Source organism: Pseudomonas parakoreensis, from assembly GCF_021602155.1.
Classification (GTDB): Bacteria; Pseudomonadota; Gammaproteobacteria; order Pseudomonadales; family Pseudomonadaceae; genus Aquipseudomonas; species Aquipseudomonas parakoreensis.
In genome coordinates this window covers 96387-114985 of record NZ_BQHY01000007.1, presented here as the reverse complement: position 1 = coordinate 114985, position 18599 = coordinate 96387, and the positions used below count along the sequence as shown (strand labels likewise).

Below are 18599 nucleotides of genomic sequence, written 5' to 3'. Positions count from 1 at the left end.
TGTTGCCCACAACTAAATGCATCACATCAGCCCCTGTGGGAGCTGGCTTGCCAGCGATGGGGCCGTGTCAGTGGACATTTGGCAGCGTGGATCACCGCCATCGCTGGCAAGCCAGCTCCCACAGGGTTACGCAAACTCTCAGGCCACGCGCTCCTCGCCCGGACTGCGCTCGAAGTAGCGCTTGTACTCACGACTGAACTGCGACGTGCTCTGATACCCCACCCGATGCGCCACCTGCGCCACGCCCAGGCCTTCAGCGACCAGCAAGGTCTGCGCCTTGAGCAGGCGCAGGCGCTTGAGATACTGCACCGGCGACAACAGCGTGCTGCGCTTGAAGTGCTCGTGAAAGGACGAAACGCTCATGTTCGCGCAACTGGCCAACGTCTCGACATTCAGCGGCTCGGTGTAATGCGCATGCAGGTGGCTGATCGACGCCGCGACCCGGGCGAACTGCCCCTGCTGTTCGACCAGCGCGCGCAACACATCGGCCTGCGGCCCGCGCAACGCAGTGAACAACAATTCGCGGACCCGCGCCGGTCCGAGAATCTGCCGTTCCAGCGGATCGTGCAGGCAACGCAGCAAGCGTTCGACACAGCCGCGCATGTCATCGTCGAGCACCACCGAGGTCATCGACTCCGGGGTCTGCGCCGGAATGTGCCGCCCCGGCGCCAGCCCCATGGCCAGCACCAGTTCGCCGAGCAACACCCGGTCGATCGCCACCGATACACCCAGCAACGGCGCATCCGGCAGGGCAAAGGTTTCGCACTCGAACGGCACCGGCAGCGCCTGAATCAGGTAGTGCCCGGCGCCATATTCCATGGTGCGCGGGCCGAGGAACGCCAGTTTGCTGCCTTGGGCGATGATCATCAGGCTCGGCTCATAAATGTGCGGGCCACGTGCGACGTCGCAACTGGCGCGCAACACCTGCACACCGGGTAACCCGGTCTGGCTGTAACCGTCGCAAAGCGCCAGCGGCTCGATCAGCGAAACCAGCGTGGCATTGGCATCAAGGTGGCGGGTCAACTGCATCGGAGAGGTCTTCAAAAAAGTCACGGAAAAAGGCATGCAAGCATCATCGCAGATCCTTTTGCCACTGCGTTTGCCCAGACCTGCATGCCGGAGGATTAGGCATGAGACCCGGAGGAATCGTCATGGCCGCAGCGGCAGTCGGCGCCCAAAATGCGCCACCTCACCTGTCACTGCTTCTGCGAGGTTTCTCATGTACACCGCTATCGGTTATGCCGCTCAATCGGCCACCACTCCCCTCGCCCCGATGAAATTCGAACGCCGCAGCCCGCGCGCCGACGACGTGGCGATCGAGATCCTGTACTGCGGCGTCTGCCACTCCGACATCCACCAGGCGCGCAACGAATGGGGCATCGCCGTGTACCCGTTGATGCCGGGCCACGAAATCGTCGGCAAAGTCACCGCCATCGGTGCCAACGTCACTCAACATAAAGTCGGCGACCTGGTCGGTGTCGGCTGCATGGTCGACTCTTGCCGCACCTGCGCCGCCTGCCAGCAGAACCTCGAGCAATACTGCCTCGAAGGCCCGACCATGACCTACGCCACCCCGGACCGGGTCGACGGCAGCAACACCATGGGCGGTTATTCGGACAGCATCGTGGTCAGCGAGCACTTCGTGGTGCGCATTCCGGAAAAACTGGATCTGGCCAGCGCCGCGCCGATCCTCTGCGCCGGCATCACCACCTACTCACCGCTCAAGCACTACGGGGTCAAGGCCGGCGACAAGGTCGGGATTCTCGGCATGGGCGGCCTCGGTCACATGGGCATCAAGTTCGCCAAAGCGTTGGGTGCGGAAGTCACGCTGTTCACCCGTTCGGCGAGCAAGGCCGAAGAAGGCCGTCGTCAGGGCGCCGATCATGTGATCGTCTCCACCGATGCCGAGCAAATGGCCGCCGCTGCGGGCCGTTTCGACTTCCTGCTGGACACCATTCCGGTGCAGCACGACCTCAACCCGTACCTGCAAACCCTGCGCTTTGATGGCGTGCACATTCTGGTCGGCCTGATCGAACCGATCGATCCGCCCGTGCACGCTGCCAACCTGGTGCTGGGCCGGCGCGTCCTGGCCGGCTCGTTGATCGGCGGTATTGCCGAAACCCAGGAAGTGCTGGATTTCTGCGCCGAGCACAACATAACCTGCGACATCGAAATGCTCGACATCCGCCAGATCAACGAAGCTTACGCGCGGATGATTGCCGGTGACGTGAAGTACCGCTTCGTGATCGACATGGCGACCTTGAAGCTTTAAACCTTCAAGCCAAGCTCCGCCGAGAGCCGGGCTGTGACCCCTTTGATCAGGGGGATCAGCTCGGCCATTTTTTCCAGAGGCATGTACGGCACGGTGCTGGCGATGCTGATGGCCGCGACAATGCGCTTGCTCGCATCGCGAATCGGCGCCGCCACGCAGCGGATCGACGGTTCGTTGTCCTCCAGATCGAAGGCATAGCCGCCGGCCACGTACTCGGTCATGCGCTGCTCGAGCTGTTCCCACGATTGCTGGGGATGCTGCGGCCAGAACTGACTTTTCCCACCCGCCGGCAGGCTGATGTCGTACAGGCGCTGCCAATCCTGCGGCGCATCATCGAGCATCAACGCCTTGCCGATCCCGGTGCGCGCCAACGGCATGCGGTGGCCGACACGCGAACGCATTTCCGGGCCGTTGCGCCCCGGATTCTTCAGCAGGTACAAGACCTCGTCGCCTTCGCGAATGCCCAGGTGCACGGTGTCGCCGGTCAGCGCCGACAACTCGTCCAGATACGGCCCGGCCAGACTCACCAGCGGCAACTCTTCACGCGCCTGAAACCCCAGCTCGATCAGCTTCGGCCCCAGCAGATAGCCGATTTGCGGCACTACGCGCAAATAGCGCTCGTCCACCAGGCAACTGGCCAGACGATGGGTGGTGCTGCGCGTGGTGCCGATCAGCCGGGCAATCTCTTTCAGATCGCGGGCGCCACTGGCCACCGCGTGCACCACACCCAGGCCGCGAAGCAGCGTCTGGGTGCCGGTGGGTGCGGCGTCCTTGGTTTTTTCCGGGGCGTCTTCCTGCATATCCAGCCTTTACCGTTGAGCGAGGGAACGGGCGGCATTATGGTCGCCCGACGCAGACGACTACAACTCGATACGCTCGACCTTGCCCACCAGCAGCACGTAGGACAATGCACCGATCAGCGCCAGAACCGCGATGTAAGTAATCGCCGGGGCGAACGAATCACCGCTGGCGAGGAAACCGATGACAATCGGCGTGGCAATTGCCGACAGGTTGCCGATGAAGTTGAACACCCCGCCGGTCAGCCCCAGCAAGCGCGCCGGAGCGAGGGTCGAGACCAGCGACCAGGTGATCGAGGCCAGCCCGTTACCGAAAAACGCCAGCGCCAGGAAGGCAATCACCAGCGGTGTCGATTCAACGAAGTTGGCACCGATGATCGAGGTGGAAATCAGCAGTCCGCCAATGATCGGCAACTTGCGCGCAAAGCCCACGCTGCAGCCACGGCGGATCAACAAGTCGGAGAAGAACCCCGAACACAGCACGCCAATGAACGCGGCAAGAAACGGCAGTGACGCCAACAGGCCGGATTTGATGAAGTCCATACCGCGATATTTCACCAGATAGGTCGGAAACCACGTCAAGAAGAACCACAGCGTCGAGTTCAGACAGAACTGGCCGAGGTAGATGCCCCACAACTTGCGTTTGCTCAGGACGATGCCGAGATCGGTCCAGCTGAATGAGGCCTTGGTTGCTTGCGCTTGAATGTCTACCAGTCCGCCACCCTCGCGGATCAGGTCGATCTCCGCGTTGTTGGCGCCCTTGAAATCTCGCGGTTCGCGATACACCGCGTACCAGATCGCCGCCCAGATGATGCCCGCCGCACCGGTCGCGACAAACACCATGTGCCAACCGAATTCATGTTGCAGCCAGGCCAGCACCGGGGTCAGAAACGCCAGGCCGACAAACTGCCCGGAGGTGTAGAAACCAATCGCCGTGGCCCGCTCGCGCTCGGGAAACCAGGTGGTGACCACGCGGCTGTTGATCGGATAGGCCGGCGCTTCCAGCGCGCCGACCGCCATGCGCAGCACGAACAGCGCGATGAAACTCGCGGCAAATCCGAGCAGCACCGTGGCCAGCGACCACAGCAGCAGCGCGACACTGTAGAGGATCCGCGGCGGCACCCGATCCACCAGCCAGCCGCCGGGGATCTGCATGGCGGCGTAAGTCCAGCCGAATGCGGAGAAAATCAGCCCGACGTGAACCGGATCGATGCCCAGTTCGCTGGTCAGCGCGGGCGCGGCAATCGACAGGTTGCTGCGGTCGAGATAGTTGATGACCACGGTGATGAACAGCAGCACCATGATGAAAAACCGCTTGCGGCTAGGCGTGACTAAAGACGCCTGCCCGGTGAGGGTTTGCGTTGGCATGGGGGGTGCCTCTTCTTATGATTATTTGAGGACAGTCGTAAAACTTGCGCCGAACCCTGTGGGAGCTGGCTTGCCAGCGATAGCGGTGCATCTGTTACATCAATGTCGGATGTGCCGCCGTCATCGCTGGCAAGCCAGCTCCCACAATGGATTTTGGGTGGGTCAGAAGAGACTCACCACTCGGCAAAACTGCCATCGGCATGGCGCCAGATCGGATTGCGCCAGCGATGGCCGACGGCGGCACGCTCGATCACGTATTCCTCGTTGATCTCGATACCCAGCCCCGGCCCGTTCGGAATCTTCACGAAGCCTTGGTCGTAATCGAACACCCGCGGATCCTTCACGTAGTCGAGCAAGTCGTTGCTCTCGTTGTAATGGATACCCAGGCTCTGTTCCTGGATAAACGCGTTGTAACAAGCCGCGTCGAGTTGCAGACACGCCGCCAGCGCAATCGGCCCCAGCGGGCAATGCAGCGCCAGCGCCACATCGTAGGCTTCGGCCATGTTGGCGATCTTGCGGGTTTCGGTGATGCCGCCGGCGTGGGAGGCATCCGGCTGTATGATGTCGACGTAACCTTCGCTCAACACCCGTTTAAAGTCCCAGCGCGAGAACAGCCGCTCACCGAGGGCAATCGGCGTGCTGGTCAACGGCGCCAGCTCCTTCAGCGCCTCATAGTTTTCGCTGAGCACCGGCTCTTCGATGAACATCAGCTTGTACGGGTCGAGCTCCTTCATCAGCACCTTGGCCATCGGCTTGTGCACCCGACCGTGGAAGTCGACACCGATGCCGACGTTCGGCCCGACCGCATCGCGCACGGCGGCGACATTGGCCAGGGCCAGATCGACTTTCTCGAAGGAGTCGAGGAACTGCAGCTCTTCGGTGCCGTTCATTTTCACCGCCGTAAAACCACGGCTTACCGCCTCTTTGGCGGCACGCGCGGTGTCGGCTGGACGATCGCCACCGATCCACGAATACACGCGGATCTTGTCGCGCACCTGACCGCCCAGCAGATCGCTGACCGACACGCCAAGGGCCTTGCCCTTGATGTCCCACAGCGCCTGGTCGATACCGGCCAGCGCACTCATGTGGATCGCGCCGCCGCGGTAGAAGCCGCCGCGGTACAGCACGGTCCAGATGTCCTCGATGTTGCGTGGGTCTTTGCCGATCAGGTAGTCGGACAATTCCTCGACCGCGGCCGCGACGGTGTGGGCGCGGCCTTCGACTACAGGCTCGCCCCAACCGGTCACGCCCTCATCGGTTTCGACCTTGAGGAAGCACCAGCGCGGCGGGACGATGAAGGTGGTGAGTTTGGTGATTTTCATCTGCTTGTCTCTCTTGTTAGATGCAGCGCACGCAGCGCCGGATAAATCTCAGCGAAGGGCTTTCCACGCGGCCACGTAGGCTTCGGCATTGGCCGCCACTTGCTCAACCGTCATGCCCGGTTTGAACAGGCCGGAACCGAGGCCGAAACCTTTTACGCCGGCGTCAATGAACGCTTGCATGTTGTCCGGGGTGATCCCGCCAACCGGCGCCAGCACCGTCCCTGAAGGCAACACCGCGAGCCACGCCTTGACCACTGCCGGGCCCATCTGCTCGGCCGGGAACAGCTTGAGAATGTCCGCGCCCTCCTCCAGCGCCGCGAAGGCTTCGGTCGGCGTGGCGACACCCGGCGACAGGTACAGCCCCGCCGCTTTCGCTGCTCGCAGTACCTTGGCATCGCTGTGCGGCATGACGATCACCTGGCCGCCAGCCTCTTTCACCAATTCGACCTGATCCGGCGTCAACACCGTACCGGCACCGATCAGGCAATCGGCGGGCAAGGTCTGACGCAGGATGCGGATACTTTCGTACGGCGACGGGGAATTGAGCGGTACTTCGATGACGCGAAATCCGGCGGCATACAGGACTTCTCCGACAGCTGCGGCTTCCTGCGGATGCAGGCCACGCAGAATCGCGATCAGACCGTTTTGTGCCAGTGCTTGCTTGAGCATGTCAGGCCTCCAGTCAGGGTTAACGGGATGAGGAATCGAGCAGCCCGGCGGCCAGCGCCAGTTGCCACAGGCCACACTCGGTGGCCTGCTCGGCCAGCGTGACGCGAGCGAAACCGCAGGCCTCCAGCGCACGGCCGTAACGGGCGCAGAGTTGCGCGTTGCCAATAAGGATGATTGCGGGCAGATGCTCGCTGTGGCGCCGACGCCGCTGCACGGCGGCAAGCGCCGCCAGTTCATGGCCGATCATCAGCCCGGACAGGTAATCCGCTTGCGCGGTCGGGACCAGTTCGCCGGTCAGGCCCAAGGTGCGTGCACTGAATAATGTGGAGAGCACACCCAGTTCGCCGTCCGCCGACAGCGCCACTTGCACGCCACGGTCAAACGCCAGCCCGTCGAACGCTGCACCCTGTTGCTGGGTACGCCCGAGAATGCTGTGTTCACTGAGCACGGCGAACACTTCGCCGGTCATGAACGTATCGAAATGCGTGATGCAGCCGTCGATCACTTCCACCCACTTGGAATGGCTGCCCGGCAGACCGATCAACAGATCGCCGCCCGCCTCGGCCGGCAAGTTCTGCAGCACGCCGAGGACTTGGGTTTCTTCACCGCGCATGACATTGGGCAGACGAGAGCGCTGGATCACGCCCGGCACGATATGCACCCGTGTGCCGCGCAGACTGACCAGCGTTTGTAGGGAGTTTCCGAGATTGGCGACGTTTGCCGGCGTCTCGCAGTAAGCCGCTTCGCGCCAGCCTTGAGCGCTGCCCACCATGCCGCAGGCGATCACCGGCAGATCCGGCTGCGCATCGAGCCAGTCGCCACACGCCTCTTCGAAGGCCAGTTCAAAACCGTCGGTGCATTCACCACCGTTGATGACTCGCGACGTCTTCGGTAACTGCATGATCCCGAACGACAGCGCACGCTGCTCCAGCACCACTGCGCCCGCTGCGAGTTTGTAAGCACGTAATGAGGTCGTCCCCCAATCGAGCGCGATCAATTGCGCCTGCATCGCTTCACCTGTTTTGTTTTTGGCAGTGAGTGCGACGGACTATAAACCTTGGCGCAGACAAATCTCAATATATAAATAACTCTCCCACATTATGGGATTAACCCAAAAAAAGATCGCAGCCTTCGGCAGCTCCTGCAGAGGATGATCAATCTTCTGTAGGAGGGAGCTGCCGAAGGCTGCGATCTTTTCCTGAGGGATCAACTACCCCTCGGCAAACTCGCGCAACACCTTGCCATCCATGCGATAGCGCACCCACTCTTCCTGCGGCTGCGCACCAAGGGATTTGTAGAATTCGATGGCCGGGGTGTTCCAGTCCAGCACACTCCATTCGAAGCGGCCGCAGTCGTTGTCGCAGGCGATTTTCGCCAGATGCCGCAGCAGGGTTTTACCGGCACCGCCGCCGCGTTGTTCGGGAGTGATGTAGAGGTCTTCGAGGTACAGGCAGTTGCTGCCGAGCCACGTCGAATAGCTGAAGAAGAACACCGCGAAACCGATTGGCATACCGTCACGCAGGCAGATCAGGCCATGGGCCGTGGCGCCTTCGCTGAACAGGCTGCGCTCGATATCGGTGACGCTGGCGATCACTTCGTGGCGGGCCTTTTCGAAATCTGCCAGTTCGGTGATGAAGGCGAGGATTTGCGGCGCATCGCTGGGGGTCGCCGGGCGGATTTCGATCGTCATGAACGGGCCTTGTCGGAAAAGGGAAAGCGCCATACTAAAGCCGTGGGCAGCGCTCGTCACATTCAATACCTGGTACAGAACCTTGCGGTGAGGGGATTTATCCCCGATGGGGTGCGCAGCAGCCTTGAAAAATGGGAGTGCTTCGCACTCCATCGGGGATAAATCCCCTCACCACAGAAGTATCATGGGCTTCGAAATTCAGGTAAGTCTGTAAGGATGTTCATGAACGCCGCTGCTTTTGCCCCGCTCACCTCACTCGCCGCCGAGTTGCTGCCCCACGCTCTGGAGACCTCCGACGACGGCGCCCACGACCTCGCTCACTTGCAACGGGTCTGGCACACCGTGCGCACCTTGCAGGCCGAGGAAGGCGGCGACTTCGAAGTGTTGCTCGCCGCCGTGCTGCTGCACGACTGCGTAGCTGTCGAGAAGAACTCGCCGCTGCGCTCGCAGGCCTCGCGCCTTGCCGCTGACAAAGCGGCCAATGTGCTGGCTGAACTGGCTTGGCCCGCCAGCAAAATCGCCGCCGTCAGCCACGCCATCGAAGCCCACAGTTTCTCCGCCAATATCACCCCGCTCACCCTCGAAGCAAAACTGGTCCAGGACGCCGATCGTCTCGATTCGCTGGGCATGCTCGGCGTTGCCCGTACCTTCTACGTTGCCGGGCGCATGGGCAGTGCGCTGTACGATCCACGCGACCCCGAAGCCAAGACACGTGACTACGATGACACACGCTTCTGCCTCGACCACTTCCAGACCAAACTGCTGCACCTTGCCGACGGTTTTCAGACTGGCGCCGGTCAGCGTCTGGCGCAGATCCGCCATCAGCGTCTGAAGGGTTTCATGGAGCAGTTCAAGGAGGAAATCGGCATCGATTGATGACCTGTGTCTCGACCGTTCGTCGTTCATCAGGCACCAATCCAGTCCAGGGGCAGACCAACGAAAGGTAAGGAATTCAATCACTGGAGAAGCCCTATGATCCCGTCAAGGTTGACTGCCCTCGTTTTCGCCGCCCTGCTGAGTCCTGCGGTTTTCGCCGCTTCTACCACCGCAGCAGGCACCGGTCCTACCGATCCGGTTCCGTCACCACGCGCTCCCGCCATTAACAGTGCCCCGGGCATGAACACCGATGGCTCCGGCGTTCCGTTGATCAATCAGCCACCCGCCACCGGCACCGATCCGCGCACCCAGGGCAGTGATCCCGGTCGCCAGGGTGGCATGAACACCCCCGACTCCCCCGCCACACCCGATAACGCCGGCCCCGGCATCGGCTCGAAAACCACCACCGGTGGCTCGGGTTCCGAAGGTAGCGGTCAGTAGTTCGCCGACGCGAGCGTCCTATTCACATCCATGAAGAGGTAACCATGAACGTCGATAAAAACCTGGAAAAAGAAGTCCTTACCCGCCTGCTGCACGCCCATCCGAGCGGACTGGGCAAAGAGGTGCTGGACAACTATCGCGGTGAGAAAGTCGTGGCCAGCGCCCTCGCCGCCCTGCAGGATCGCGGACTGATTCACCATGGTCATGTGACTTGCAACGAGGCCGGCGAACACTCGTTGAATCTGCCGATCAAGCTCAGTGCCGCGGGAGTCGAAGCGGCGCGCAAGCTGGATGTCTAGAAGCAGTGGTTGTGTGAACGCATGATCATGCAGGAGCTGCCGCTGGCTGCGATCTTTTGATCTTGTTTTTTAAAAGCAAAAGATCGCAGCCTTCGGCAGCTCCTACATATGAAACCCATCTACTGATGCAAGGAGAAATCCCATGCCTCGTGGAAGCAAAGACAAATACACGGCCGAGCAGAAGCGCAAGGCTCAGCACATTGAAGACAGCTACGAGCATAAAGGCCTGTCCAAGGACGAAGCCGAAGCGCGCGCCTGGGCGACGGTCAACAAACAGTCGGGCGGTGGCGAAAAGGCTGGCGGTTCCGGGCGCAGGAAACCGGCGAGTGCCAAGTCCGAAGATCGCAAGGAATCATCGCGGCGAGCGGTGGCCAGTCGTGCAGGACATGCGCGTGACAGCAAGGCGTCGCGCGAGACGCAGACCGTGGACAGTCTGAGGAAAGAGGCGCGGGCGAAGAATATCGCCGGGCGTTCTTCGATGCGCAAGGATGAGTTGATTGCGGCGTTGCGCAAAGCGGGCTGATATTTGTTTTGAGGCTGATGGCCTTATCGCTGGCAAGCCAGCTCCCACAGTGACTCCGGGGTACACAAATTTGCGTTTCACCCTGTAAACCTGTGGGAGCTGGCTTGCCAGCGAAAGCGTCAGATCAGTCGCCGCAGGACTCGCGGATAAAACCATCCACTTCAGCCGCCCCCGGCGCCGTCGCCGGCCCCCATCGCGTGACTGCCAAAGCCGCTGCCGCATTCGCCCGCCGCGCCGCCTCATGCGCATCCAGGCCCTGCGCCAACCCGGCGACAAACACCCCGGCATGCGCATCACCCGCACCGTTGCTGTCCACGGCGTTCACGGCGAACCCCGGCACATGCCGCCGCTCACCGGCCTGCTGAATCCAGCACCCCTGCGGCCCGTCGCGTACCACCAACAGCACGTCTTGCGGTAAGTGTTTGGCGAGTCGGTCCAGTGCCGCGCCAATGTCCGCCGCCCCGGTAAAGCGCAACGCTTCGACGCTGTTGCTGGTCCACACATCAATGCGCGGCAGCAGCGCCCGCATCAACGCCAAGTCCGGCGACTCCACCAGCGGGCCCGGATCGAACACCACGTTGATCGCGTCCGGCAGCGCCAGCGTCCAGTCCAGCAGTGCCTGCGCCTTGCCTGCATGCAGCAGGCTGTAGCCGCTCACATACACGTAATCGCCCGCCTCGGCGGTCACGCTGTTCAAATCCTCCCAGGTCACCTCACCTTCAGCGCCGATGTAGGAAATGAAACTGCGCTCGGCCGACGCATCGGTCAGCGCCACGCAAATCCCGGTGTCGCGTTGCGCAGGCGTCTGGATACCGATGTGAATGCCTTCATCCTTCATCGCCTGACGCGCCAGATCACCGAAACGCCCGCTGCCGTGGCGACCGAGATAAACCACCGGCAAACCATTGCGTACGGCAGCGGCCATCACGTTGAAACCGCCGCCGGCCTCGAACGCCGCAGACTGCGCCAGCACATCGCCGCCGATTTGCGGCAACTGATCCACCGCCATGACCAGGTCAATGATGACCTGGCCGGTGTGCAACATCTTAGGCATGAGCATTCTCGACTTGCGCGGCGCGGCGGTCTTTCGCCCCGCCGAGAACCAGGTAAATGCCACCGGCCACCACGAAGGTCACGATCCAGCCCAGACCGTTGTGGCCCAGCCACGAGTCAGACAGGAAGCCTTTGAACCAGACATTCTCGGCGGTGGTGCCGATGGTGGTGAAACTGAAGCCGAGCACGATGGCAATCGCCCAGGCGCCGAACGCGCGCCACTCGATGCCGCCGCGATACCAATAGGCGCTGCTCGGGCTGACATCAAGCAGGTCGTTGGGGCTGTAGTAATGCCGGTGAATCAGGTCGATCACGAAGATCCCGACCCACGCGGTGATCGGCACCGCCAGCAGGGAAATGAAGGTGATGAACGGGCCGTAGAAGCTGTCGGCAATCAGCATGAAGTAGATCGAGCCGGCGAAGATCGCGACGATGTCCACCACCACCGCGTAGACGCGTTTGACCTTGAGACCCAACGTCAGCGTGGTCAAACCGGCGGAGTACACCGAGAGGTTGTTCGACAGCAGCAGTCCGCCGAATGCGGTGATCAGGTACGGCACGGCCATCCACGTTGGCAGCATGTCGCGGATCGCCACGATCGGATCAGTCGCCGATGCCAGATCGTTGTTGCCCACCGACAGCAGGCCACCGAGGGTGATCAGCAGCACCAGCGGAATCCCCGCGCCGAACGCCGCCGATGCCACCAGCCGCACCGCCTTGACGCTGCGGTGCTGATAGCGCGACATGTCCGCGCCGGCGTTGGCCCAGCCGATCCCGGTGCCGGCGGCCATGGTGCCGATGCCGATGATCATCGCGCTCAGCGGCGCTGGCGTGGCGTTGAACACCGCGCTCCAGTCGATGGTCGCGCAGAGGAAGCCGCCGACCAGAATGTTCAGCGCGCCGAACACGTAGGTCGCCCACTTCTGGATCACCAGCAACGTCGCGTGTCCGAGACCGGAAACCGACAGGGTCAGTAACACGAAAATGGCGATGAAGATCAGCGTCAGCACGGGCGCGCTTTTCGCTTCCACCGGCGAGCCGAACAGGATCGAGCACAGCGACAGCAGCACGAATGCGGCGGTGGTGGTGTTGACCGTTTCCCAGCCCAGACGCGACATCAGCGAGACCAGGGTCGGGCCGATGTTACCGCGCACGCCGAAGATCGCCCGCGACAGGGTCAGGCTCGGCGCGCGGCCGCGGCGGCCGGCAATCGAGATGATCCCCACCACCGCAAACGAACCGGCTGCGCCGACAATCGCGACGATGATCGCCTGCCAGATCGCCAGCCCGCGAAACGCCACCAGCGTAGCGCCCAGCGGCAGTCCGAGAATGGAAATGTTGGCGGCGAACCAGACCCAGAACAGTTGCAACGGATGGCCGTTGCACTCGGCTTCCGGCACCGGCTCAATGCCGCGGGTTTCCAGTTGCCCGGCGCTTGGCCCGACGTTTGATGAACTCATGAACAGTGCTCCTGTTTGCCTTTATTGTGGTTGTGGCAATGACGCAAAACGACAAGACATCCCGGCCATCCTCGGCCTGTCTGTGCGATCCATTGCGGGTGAATAATTCATAAACGCGTCGCGCCTATCGCGGGCAAGCCCGCTCCCACAGGTTCAAAGTGAACCTTAAGATATGCACGATCCCTGTGGGAGCTGGCTTGCCAGCGAAGGCGTCAATTGAATCAACGCAAGGCCAACAGACCTTGCACCAACGGCTCAAGCTCCAGATGATTGACAGCCTTCACCGTTTTGATCATCTCGGCAGGCCAACTCTCAAGACCCAGGCAGGCCCCGAGCATGGCGCCAAGAATCGCCGCGATGGTGTCGGTGTCACCGCCCAGGCTGGCGGCCATGCACAACGCTTCGAACGCACTCATCTCGCCGACCGCCACTTGCTGCGCCAGGGCGAATGAGACCACCACCGATTCCTGCGATGCCACCGACGTGCCGATCACGTCGTACAGCAGATCCGCCAGCAGCGCCTTGTCACTATCGACGCTGATGGTTCGCGCCCAACTGATGCGCGAAGCGATGCGCCCGCCGGCCACCCAGTGCCCATGTGCCTCGGCCTGTTGCGCAATCTGCTGGCCGAGGTTCAACGCCTGGCCCAGATCCATGCCGTTGATCCCGGCCGAGACCACCGCCGCCACCGCCGCCGCACTGGAAATCCCCAGCGTGGTGTTGTGGGTGACCTGACAGGCCTGCACCACGGCCGCGATGAACCGCTCGGGATCGGCGACGTTTGCGGCGATGCCCACCGGAGTGATGCGCATCGCCGCGCCGTTGGTGGTGCCATAACGCCCGGCCTCCTCCGGCGAGTGGCCGGCTAGGATCATTTCAATGGCGCGTTTGGTCGACGGGCCGAGCAGATCCTGGGAACCCTTGGCCTGCATCTCGGCTTCCCACTCGATCAGCCGTTGGGCGAGCACGGCCGGCTCGATGCGGCCCTTGCCCTCGATCAGCAACTCGCCGACCAGAATCGCCTGTTCGGTGTCGTCGGTGATCGAGCCTTTGGGCATGTTGGCGGCTATTGGTTGCAGAGGACCGGCATCCTGCAGATCGGTGATCCAGCCGAAGCGGATCTTGATCGTTTCACGGTTCAGCGATTGCGTCGGCATGCCCAGCGCATCACCGAGGGCCAGGCCATAAAACGCACCAAGGGCACGGTTGAGCGCGGTCATTTCGATTCTCCAAATTGCAGGTGCAGGCGGAAATGCACCGGGTCGAGCAGGCTTTCGACCTGTTCCATGAAACGGTTCTGCCGGTCGTAGGTGGTGCGCAGGGCCTTGAGGAACACCGTCCCCACCGGGCGCCCGAGCAGCTCAGCGTCTTCGGCATTCAGCGGTTCGGCGCCGATCCACTGATCACCGCGCTCGCCGATGTAGCCGTAGGCCGCGAGGGTAATGGTCAACGAGTTGTCGATCAGACCGACCCGCGGCAGGCTTTCCAGGCCGCCGGTGGCCGGCATCAACGAGCGTTCAAGGGACACCAGAGTGCCGTCGTTGGAGCGGCGACGGCGGTCGAGGGTGATGAATTGGTCGGTGCCAAACCGCGAGAGCAGATCGGGCCGGGTCACGGCTTCCAGGCGCAGCACTTCAGTGTTGATCAGCGCCCCGCTGTCGGCCAGCGCCTGCGCCCAGCCGCTGCGCTGATCGAGCGCTACACCGTCGAACGTGACAATGGAGCCGACCCCGCTTTGCGTGGCGATGTAATTGCGCCGCTTCAGTTCGGCCAGCGCCTCGCGCAACGTGCCACGGCTGACGTTGAATTCCTGAGCCAACTGATGCTCGCCGGGCAACAGAAAGCCGTCCTCCATGAGGCCGCTTTCGATACGCCGGACGAGCTCGTCGACCACCCGTTGTTTCTTGTCAAATCGTACCTGTCTAATCATGTACAAATTGATACCCGAAACGGGCGCGGGCGAGCAAGGAATTTTTAGGAGAGATGACGGAAGGTCTGGCGCGGCGCAACCACCTGTGGGAGCTGGCTTGCCAGCGATGGCGGCGGAACATTCAAAGTTAATGTTGAATGATCAACCGAAATCGCTGGCAAGCCAGCTCCCACAGGTTCGCGTGCTGAGCGGGAATCAGCGTTGTTTGAGGCGATCGATCACCACGGCCAGCAACAGAATCGAACCGCGAATCACATACTGATAAAACGTGTCGATGTTCTTCAGGTTCATCGCATTCTCGATGATCGCCAGAATCAGTACCCCGGCAATCACATGCCGGATCATGCCGATCCCGCCGCTCAACGACACGCCGCCGAGCACACACGCCGAAATTACAGTCAGCTCGAAACCCTGGCCAATCATTGGCTGCCCGGAGGTCATGCGCGATGCCAGAATCACCCCGGCCAGTGCGCCGATCACGCCGTGCACGGCGAAAATGATGATCTTGGTCCGGTCAACGTTGACCCCGGCGAGCAACGCTGCTTCCTGGTTGCCGCCGATGGCCATGGTGTTGCGCCCGTAGGTGGTGTAGTTCAGCAGCCAGCCGAAGAACAGGAAGCAGACGATGGTGATCAGAATCGGCACCGGCACGCCGAACAACTGGCCGTTGCCGAAGACGAAGAACGATTCCTGCGACACGCCCACCGCTTTGCCGTTGGCAAAAATGTAGGCCAGGCCGCGGACGATCTGCATCGTCGCCAGCGTGGTGATCAGCGCATTGACCCGCAACTTGGCAATCACGATGCCGTTGATCAGCCCGACCATCAGGCCCATCACCAGCGCTGCGCTGACGCCGAGGAACACGCTGTTGGTGTCGCGCATCACCACCGCCGCCACCACGCCGGCGCAAGCGATCACCGAGCCTACCGACAAGTCGAAGTGCCCCGACGCCAGGCAGTAGAGCATGGTGCACGCGGCGATGCCGGTGGTGGAAATCGCCAGGCCCAGCCCGCGCATGTTCAGTGGCGAGAGGAAGTTGTCGATCAGCAGCGTGCAGGCGACGAAGATCCCGATCGCCGCCAGCAGCATGACCCAGTCATCGAGGAAGCGCCGCAGGTCCAGCGGTTTGCGGGGAGTCGGCAGTGCCTTGTTTTGGATGGTCATCATAGTCACCTCTCAGTTCGCCACGCCGTCAGCGCGATGGCGCGGCAAAGCCAGTTGCAGCAGGTTGGATTCATTGGCCTGGTCGCGGCTGACTTCGCCGCGCAGCGCGCCTTCGCAGAGCACCAGAATGCGGTCGGAAATGCCCATCACCTCCATGAGGTCGCTGGACACCACGATCACCGAAATGCCATCGGCGGCCAGGTTATGGATGATCTGGTAGATCTCGGCCTTGGCGCCGATGTCGATGCCGCGAGTCGGCTCGTCGAGCAGCAGAACCTTCATCGGCATCGACAGCCAGCGACCGAGAATGGCCTTCTGCTGATTGCCGCCGGACAGGAATTTGATCTGCTGCCCGGCGTGCGGGGTTTTGACTTTCAGCGCCTTGATCTGCTTGTCGGCGTTGCCCTTCTCCCATAGCCCGCGCAGCAGGCAGCCGAGGCTGGCATTGGCGCCGCGCGCGCTGATGTTGATGTTCTCGGCAACGCTGGCCAGCGGAATGATCCCTTCTTTTTTCCGGTCCTCGGGGCATAGCAGAATCCCGGCGGCAATCGCGTCACGTGGTGAGCGCAATTTCAGTTCATGGCCGCGCAATTCCAGGCGTCCGGCGGTGTTGCGCTCAAGCCCGCTGAGCAGCCGGAACAGCTCGGTGCGCCCGGCCCCGACCAGGCCGAACAGCCCAAGAATCTCGCCCTTGTGCGCCTCGAAACTCACCGGTTCGCGCAGGCCCGGGCCGAGCAAACCGTCGACCTTCAACGCCACCGCGCCGCGTGGGCGACTGCGGTAATCGTAGATATCCTGAATGTCGCGGCCGACCATGCAGGTCACCAGTTGATCGTGGGTCAACTGGCTCATGTCATCGAAGGTGCGCACGTAACGGCCATCCTTGAACACCGTCACCGCGTCGCAAATGCGGAACACCTCTTCCATGCGATGCGAGACGTAGAGCACCACTTTGCCCTCATCGCGCAGGCGGCTGATGATCGCCATCAAACGGTCGATTTCGCGCGCCGAGAGGCTGCTGGTCGGCTCATCGAAGGCGATCACATGCGCGCCACGGGACAGCGCCTTGGCGATTTCCACCAGTTGCCGCTGGCCGAGCGACAGGCGCCCGACCTTGGTCTGCGGATCAATTTCATCGGCCAGGCCCTTGAGACAGGCCAAGGCATTCTGGCGCAGGACGCCACGATTGATCAGGCCGAAACTGGCCGGCAGATGACCGAGAAACAGGTTCTCGGCCACACTCATTTCCGGCACCAGATGCAGCTCCTGGTGAATCACCGCGACGCCACTGCCGATGCTGTCGGCGGTCGACTTGAACGCCATGGTCTGCTCGCCGATCTGCAACTCGCCGCTGCTCGGAATGTAGGCGCCGCCGAGAATTTTCAGCAGGGTCGATTTGCCGGCGCCGTTCTCGCCCATCAAGGCGTGCACCTGCCCCGGGTGGGCGACGAAGCTGATGGCGTCCAGCGCCTTGACCCCGGGAAAAGTCTTGCCGATCCCGTTGAAGCGCAGGCTGCCGCCGCTGCTGTTTACATGTGTCTGTACTTGCGCGTGCATCTGAGTCACCTCTTCACACCGATCGAGCAGCCATCAGTTCCACAGGCCGATTTTTTCCAGCTCTTGCTTGAAGTTCTCGCGGGTGATCAGGGTGACGTCATCCATCGCCGTGTACTTAGGCGGTTCTTTGCCGGTGGTGACCCACTCGTACATCATCTCGGCGGTCTTGTAGCCTTCGATGTGCGGGCTTGGCAGCATCGAACCGAAGAAACCGCTATTGGGCTTTTTCAGCTCGCCGATGGCGTCGGTGCCATTGATGCCGATACCAATCACGTTGGCCGCAGCGAACCCGGCGGCTTCGGTGGCGCGCACGCCGCCGAGCACGGTGTTGTCGTTCATGCCGCCGATGATCAGGTTCTTCGCTGCGCTGGGCAGCTTTACCAGCGCCGAGTTGGTAGCGTCCATGCTGCCGGGTACATCGAGGGTTTTCAGCGCGGCGGTCAGGATGTGGTCTTTCGGCAGGCCGGCGTCTTCGAGCGCCTTCATCGAACCGTCGGTGCGCTTCTTGCCGGTGTCGAGTTCGTTGTAGGTGTTGACCACCGCGTAAGTGTCTTTCCAGTCCCAGTTGCGTTTCTTCGCTTCGGCGACCATCGCGTTGCCCTGCTTCTGGCCGACTTCGAACGCGGCCATGCCGAGGTACGGCACGTCTTCCATGAACTTGCCGCTGGCGTCGACGAAACGGTCGTCGACGGCGATCACTTTCAGATCATTGAGTTTGGCTTTGGCCATGATTGCCGGGCCGAGCGAGACGTCCGGCGGGCAGATCACGAAGCCTTTGGCGCCGTTGGCCGCAAGGCTGTCGATGGCCGAGAGGGTTTTCTCGCCGTCCGGCACGGCGATCTTGATCAGTTCGAAGCCTTTGTCCTTGGCGGCTTTTTCGGCGAAGGCCCATTCGGTCTGGAACCATGGCTCTTCAGCCTGCTTGACCAGAAAACCGATTTTCACGGCGTCGGCAGCGAGCAGCGTACTGCTCAGACTGAACGCGGTGACCGCCAGCGCGGCACTGCACAGGGTACGAATCCCAAAACGACGTTTCATAAGCTGACTCCTTGTTATTTTTCTTGAGCAAATTAAACAGCTTGTGGCGAGGGAGCTTGCTCCCGCTGGGCTGCGAAGCGGCCCTAAAACCGGTTACCTCGGTCAATCAAACACACCGCGCAGCCCGAATTTACGACTGC

19 protein-coding genes are annotated in these 18599 nt (G+C 61.9%); 5 read left to right on the top strand and 14 right to left on the bottom strand.

The window, feature by feature from the left end; all coding sequences use genetic code 11:
• Nucleotides 1-138 precede the first annotated feature (138 nt).
• On the bottom strand, nucleotides 139-1029 hold the full coding sequence (locus tag L6D63_RS12770) for an AraC family transcriptional regulator (RefSeq protein WP_047295740.1): 891 nt from the start codon (nucleotides 1027-1029) through the stop codon (nucleotides 139-141).
• Nucleotides 1030-1219: 190 nt separating this feature from the next.
• Here L6D63_RS12770 and L6D63_RS12765 point away from each other — a divergent pair, with 190 nt between their 5' ends.
• Nucleotides 1220-2272: an NAD(P)-dependent alcohol dehydrogenase gene (locus L6D63_RS12765; protein WP_095668610.1), complete on the top strand. Its 1053-nt coding sequence runs from the start codon at nucleotides 1220-1222 to the stop codon at nucleotides 2270-2272.
• On the opposite strand, the gene L6D63_RS12760 is transcribed toward L6D63_RS12765, so the two are convergent.
• The 6 genes from L6D63_RS12760 to L6D63_RS12735 form a co-directional block, all read right to left on the bottom strand.
• A complete protein-coding gene (locus L6D63_RS12760) occupies nucleotides 2269-3072 on the bottom strand; it encodes an IclR family transcriptional regulator (protein WP_041069258.1) in 804 nt (267 codons plus the stop codon). The genes L6D63_RS12765 and L6D63_RS12760 overlap by 4 nt on opposite strands.
• Nucleotides 3073-3132: 60 nt before the next feature.
• Nucleotides 3133-4437 (bottom strand): MFS transporter, encoded by a 1305-nt coding sequence (locus L6D63_RS12755; RefSeq protein ID WP_041069255.1) that lies wholly within the window; start codon nucleotides 4435-4437, stop codon nucleotides 3133-3135.
• Between the two features lie 173 nt (nucleotides 4438-4610).
• The gene (dgoD, locus tag L6D63_RS12750; protein WP_007961968.1) at nucleotides 4611-5759 is read right to left on the bottom strand and encodes a galactonate dehydratase; all 1149 of its coding nucleotides are present in this window, start codon (nucleotides 5757-5759) and stop codon (nucleotides 4611-4613) included.
• 48 nt (nucleotides 5760-5807) lie between these two features.
• A complete protein-coding gene (locus L6D63_RS12745) occupies nucleotides 5808-6428 on the bottom strand; it encodes a 2-dehydro-3-deoxy-6-phosphogalactonate aldolase (RefSeq protein WP_095668608.1) in 621 nt (206 codons plus the stop codon).
• Between the two features lie 19 nt (nucleotides 6429-6447).
• Entirely contained in the window at nucleotides 6448-7437 is a 990-nt protein-coding gene (locus L6D63_RS12740; protein ID WP_131671673.1) for a 2-dehydro-3-deoxygalactonokinase, read from the bottom strand.
• Between the two features lie 201 nt (nucleotides 7438-7638).
• Complete coding sequence (locus L6D63_RS12735; protein ID WP_047295620.1) at nucleotides 7639-8118, bottom strand: GNAT family N-acetyltransferase; 480 nt, start codon at nucleotides 8116-8118, stop codon at nucleotides 7639-7641.
• 222 nt (nucleotides 8119-8340) lie between these two features.
• On the opposite strand from L6D63_RS12735, the gene L6D63_RS12730 reads away from it, so the two are divergent.
• From L6D63_RS12730 to L6D63_RS12715, 4 genes are all read left to right on the top strand, one after another.
• Nucleotides 8341-8994 carry an HD domain-containing protein gene (locus L6D63_RS12730; RefSeq protein WP_047295622.1) on the top strand — a complete coding sequence of 218 codons (654 nt, stop codon included), beginning with the start codon at nucleotides 8341-8343 and terminating at the stop codon, nucleotides 8992-8994.
• A gap of 96 nt (nucleotides 8995-9090) precedes the next feature.
• Nucleotides 9091-9435: a hypothetical protein gene (locus L6D63_RS12725; protein WP_047295624.1), complete on the top strand. Its 345-nt coding sequence runs from the start codon at nucleotides 9091-9093 to the stop codon at nucleotides 9433-9435.
• Between the two features lie 44 nt (nucleotides 9436-9479).
• The gene (locus L6D63_RS12720; protein ID WP_007961959.1) at nucleotides 9480-9734 is read left to right on the top strand and encodes a hypothetical protein; all 255 of its coding nucleotides are present in this window, start codon (nucleotides 9480-9482) and stop codon (nucleotides 9732-9734) included.
• Between the two features lie 142 nt (nucleotides 9735-9876).
• Complete coding sequence (locus L6D63_RS12715; RefSeq protein WP_131671674.1) at nucleotides 9877-10257, top strand: Rho termination factor N-terminal domain-containing protein; 381 nt, start codon at nucleotides 9877-9879, stop codon at nucleotides 10255-10257.
• A gap of 124 nt (nucleotides 10258-10381) precedes the next feature.
• On the opposite strand, the gene L6D63_RS12710 is transcribed toward L6D63_RS12715, so the two are convergent.
• From L6D63_RS12710 to L6D63_RS12680, 7 genes are all read right to left on the bottom strand, one after another.
• Complete coding sequence (locus tag L6D63_RS12710) at nucleotides 10382-11311, bottom strand: PfkB family carbohydrate kinase (protein ID WP_131671675.1); 930 nt, start codon at nucleotides 11309-11311, stop codon at nucleotides 10382-10384.
• Entirely contained in the window at nucleotides 11304-12770 is a 1467-nt protein-coding gene (locus L6D63_RS12705; protein ID WP_131671676.1) for a purine-cytosine permease family protein, read from the bottom strand. The genes L6D63_RS12710 and L6D63_RS12705 overlap by 8 nt, the downstream gene beginning before the upstream one ends.
• A gap of 221 nt (nucleotides 12771-12991) precedes the next feature.
• A complete protein-coding gene (locus tag L6D63_RS12700) occupies nucleotides 12992-13990 on the bottom strand; it encodes an ADP-ribosylglycohydrolase family protein (protein ID WP_131671677.1) in 999 nt (332 codons plus the stop codon).
• Entirely contained in the window at nucleotides 13987-14700 is a 714-nt protein-coding gene (locus L6D63_RS12695; RefSeq protein WP_027612372.1) for a GntR family transcriptional regulator, read from the bottom strand. Before L6D63_RS12695 ends, L6D63_RS12700 begins: the two co-directional genes overlap by 4 nt.
• A gap of 195 nt (nucleotides 14701-14895) precedes the next feature.
• On the bottom strand, nucleotides 14896-15864 hold the full coding sequence (gene araH / locus L6D63_RS12690) for an L-arabinose ABC transporter permease AraH (RefSeq protein WP_041069807.1): 969 nt from the start codon (nucleotides 15862-15864) through the stop codon (nucleotides 14896-14898).
• A gap of 12 nt (nucleotides 15865-15876) precedes the next feature.
• Nucleotides 15877-17421, bottom strand: a complete 1545-nt coding sequence (araG, locus tag L6D63_RS12685) for an L-arabinose ABC transporter ATP-binding protein AraG (RefSeq protein WP_047295637.1) — start codon at nucleotides 17419-17421, stop codon at nucleotides 15877-15879.
• Nucleotides 17422-17454: 33 nt separating this feature from the next.
• Entirely contained in the window at nucleotides 17455-18459 is a 1005-nt protein-coding gene (locus tag L6D63_RS12680; RefSeq protein WP_047295641.1) for a substrate-binding domain-containing protein, read from the bottom strand.
• Nucleotides 18460-18599 lie beyond the last annotated feature (140 nt).

Coding starts and splice junctions, on each gene's coding strand:
- L6D63_RS12735 (WP_047295620.1), bottom strand. CDS start 8,118: ATGACGATCGAAATCCGCCCGGCGACCCCCAGCGATGCGCCGCAAATC.
- dgoD (WP_007961968.1), bottom strand. CDS start 5,759: ATGAAAATCACCAAACTCACCACCTTCATCGTCCCGCCGCGCTGGTGC.
- L6D63_RS12770 (WP_047295740.1), bottom strand. CDS start 1,029: ATGCAGTTGACCCGCCACCTTGATGCCAATGCCACGCTGGTTTCGCTG.
- L6D63_RS12730 (WP_047295622.1), top strand. CDS start 8,341: ATGAACGCCGCTGCTTTTGCCCCGCTCACCTCACTCGCCGCCGAGTTG.
- L6D63_RS12680 (WP_047295641.1), bottom strand. CDS start 18,459: ATGAAACGTCGTTTTGGGATTCGTACCCTGTGCAGTGCCGCGCTGGCG.
- L6D63_RS12745 (WP_095668608.1), bottom strand. CDS start 6,428: ATGCTCAAGCAAGCACTGGCACAAAACGGTCTGATCGCGATTCTGCGT.
- L6D63_RS12740 (WP_131671673.1), bottom strand. CDS start 7,437: ATGCAGGCGCAATTGATCGCGCTCGATTGGGGGACGACCTCATTACGT.
- araG (WP_047295637.1), bottom strand. CDS start 17,421: ATGCACGCGCAAGTACAGACACATGTAAACAGCAGCGGCGGCAGCCTG.
- L6D63_RS12705 (WP_131671676.1), bottom strand. CDS start 12,770: ATGAGTTCATCAAACGTCGGGCCAAGCGCCGGGCAACTGGAAACCCGC.
- L6D63_RS12765 (WP_095668610.1), top strand. CDS start 1,220: ATGTACACCGCTATCGGTTATGCCGCTCAATCGGCCACCACTCCCCTC.
- L6D63_RS12725 (WP_047295624.1), top strand. CDS start 9,091: ATGATCCCGTCAAGGTTGACTGCCCTCGTTTTCGCCGCCCTGCTGAGT.
- L6D63_RS12720 (WP_007961959.1), top strand. CDS start 9,480: ATGAACGTCGATAAAAACCTGGAAAAAGAAGTCCTTACCCGCCTGCTG.
- L6D63_RS12700 (WP_131671677.1), bottom strand. CDS start 13,990: ATGACCGCGCTCAACCGTGCCCTTGGTGCGTTTTATGGCCTGGCCCTC.
- araH (WP_041069807.1), bottom strand. CDS start 15,864: ATGACCATCCAAAACAAGGCACTGCCGACTCCCCGCAAACCGCTGGAC.
- L6D63_RS12715 (WP_131671674.1), top strand. CDS start 9,877: ATGCCTCGTGGAAGCAAAGACAAATACACGGCCGAGCAGAAGCGCAAG.
- L6D63_RS12755 (WP_041069255.1), bottom strand. CDS start 4,437: ATGCCAACGCAAACCCTCACCGGGCAGGCGTCTTTAGTCACGCCTAGC.
- L6D63_RS12695 (WP_027612372.1), bottom strand. CDS start 14,700: ATGATTAGACAGGTACGATTTGACAAGAAACAACGGGTGGTCGACGAG.
- L6D63_RS12710 (WP_131671675.1), bottom strand. CDS start 11,311: ATGCCTAAGATGTTGCACACCGGCCAGGTCATCATTGACCTGGTCATG.
- L6D63_RS12760 (WP_041069258.1), bottom strand. CDS start 3,072: ATGCAGGAAGACGCCCCGGAAAAAACCAAGGACGCCGCACCCACCGGC.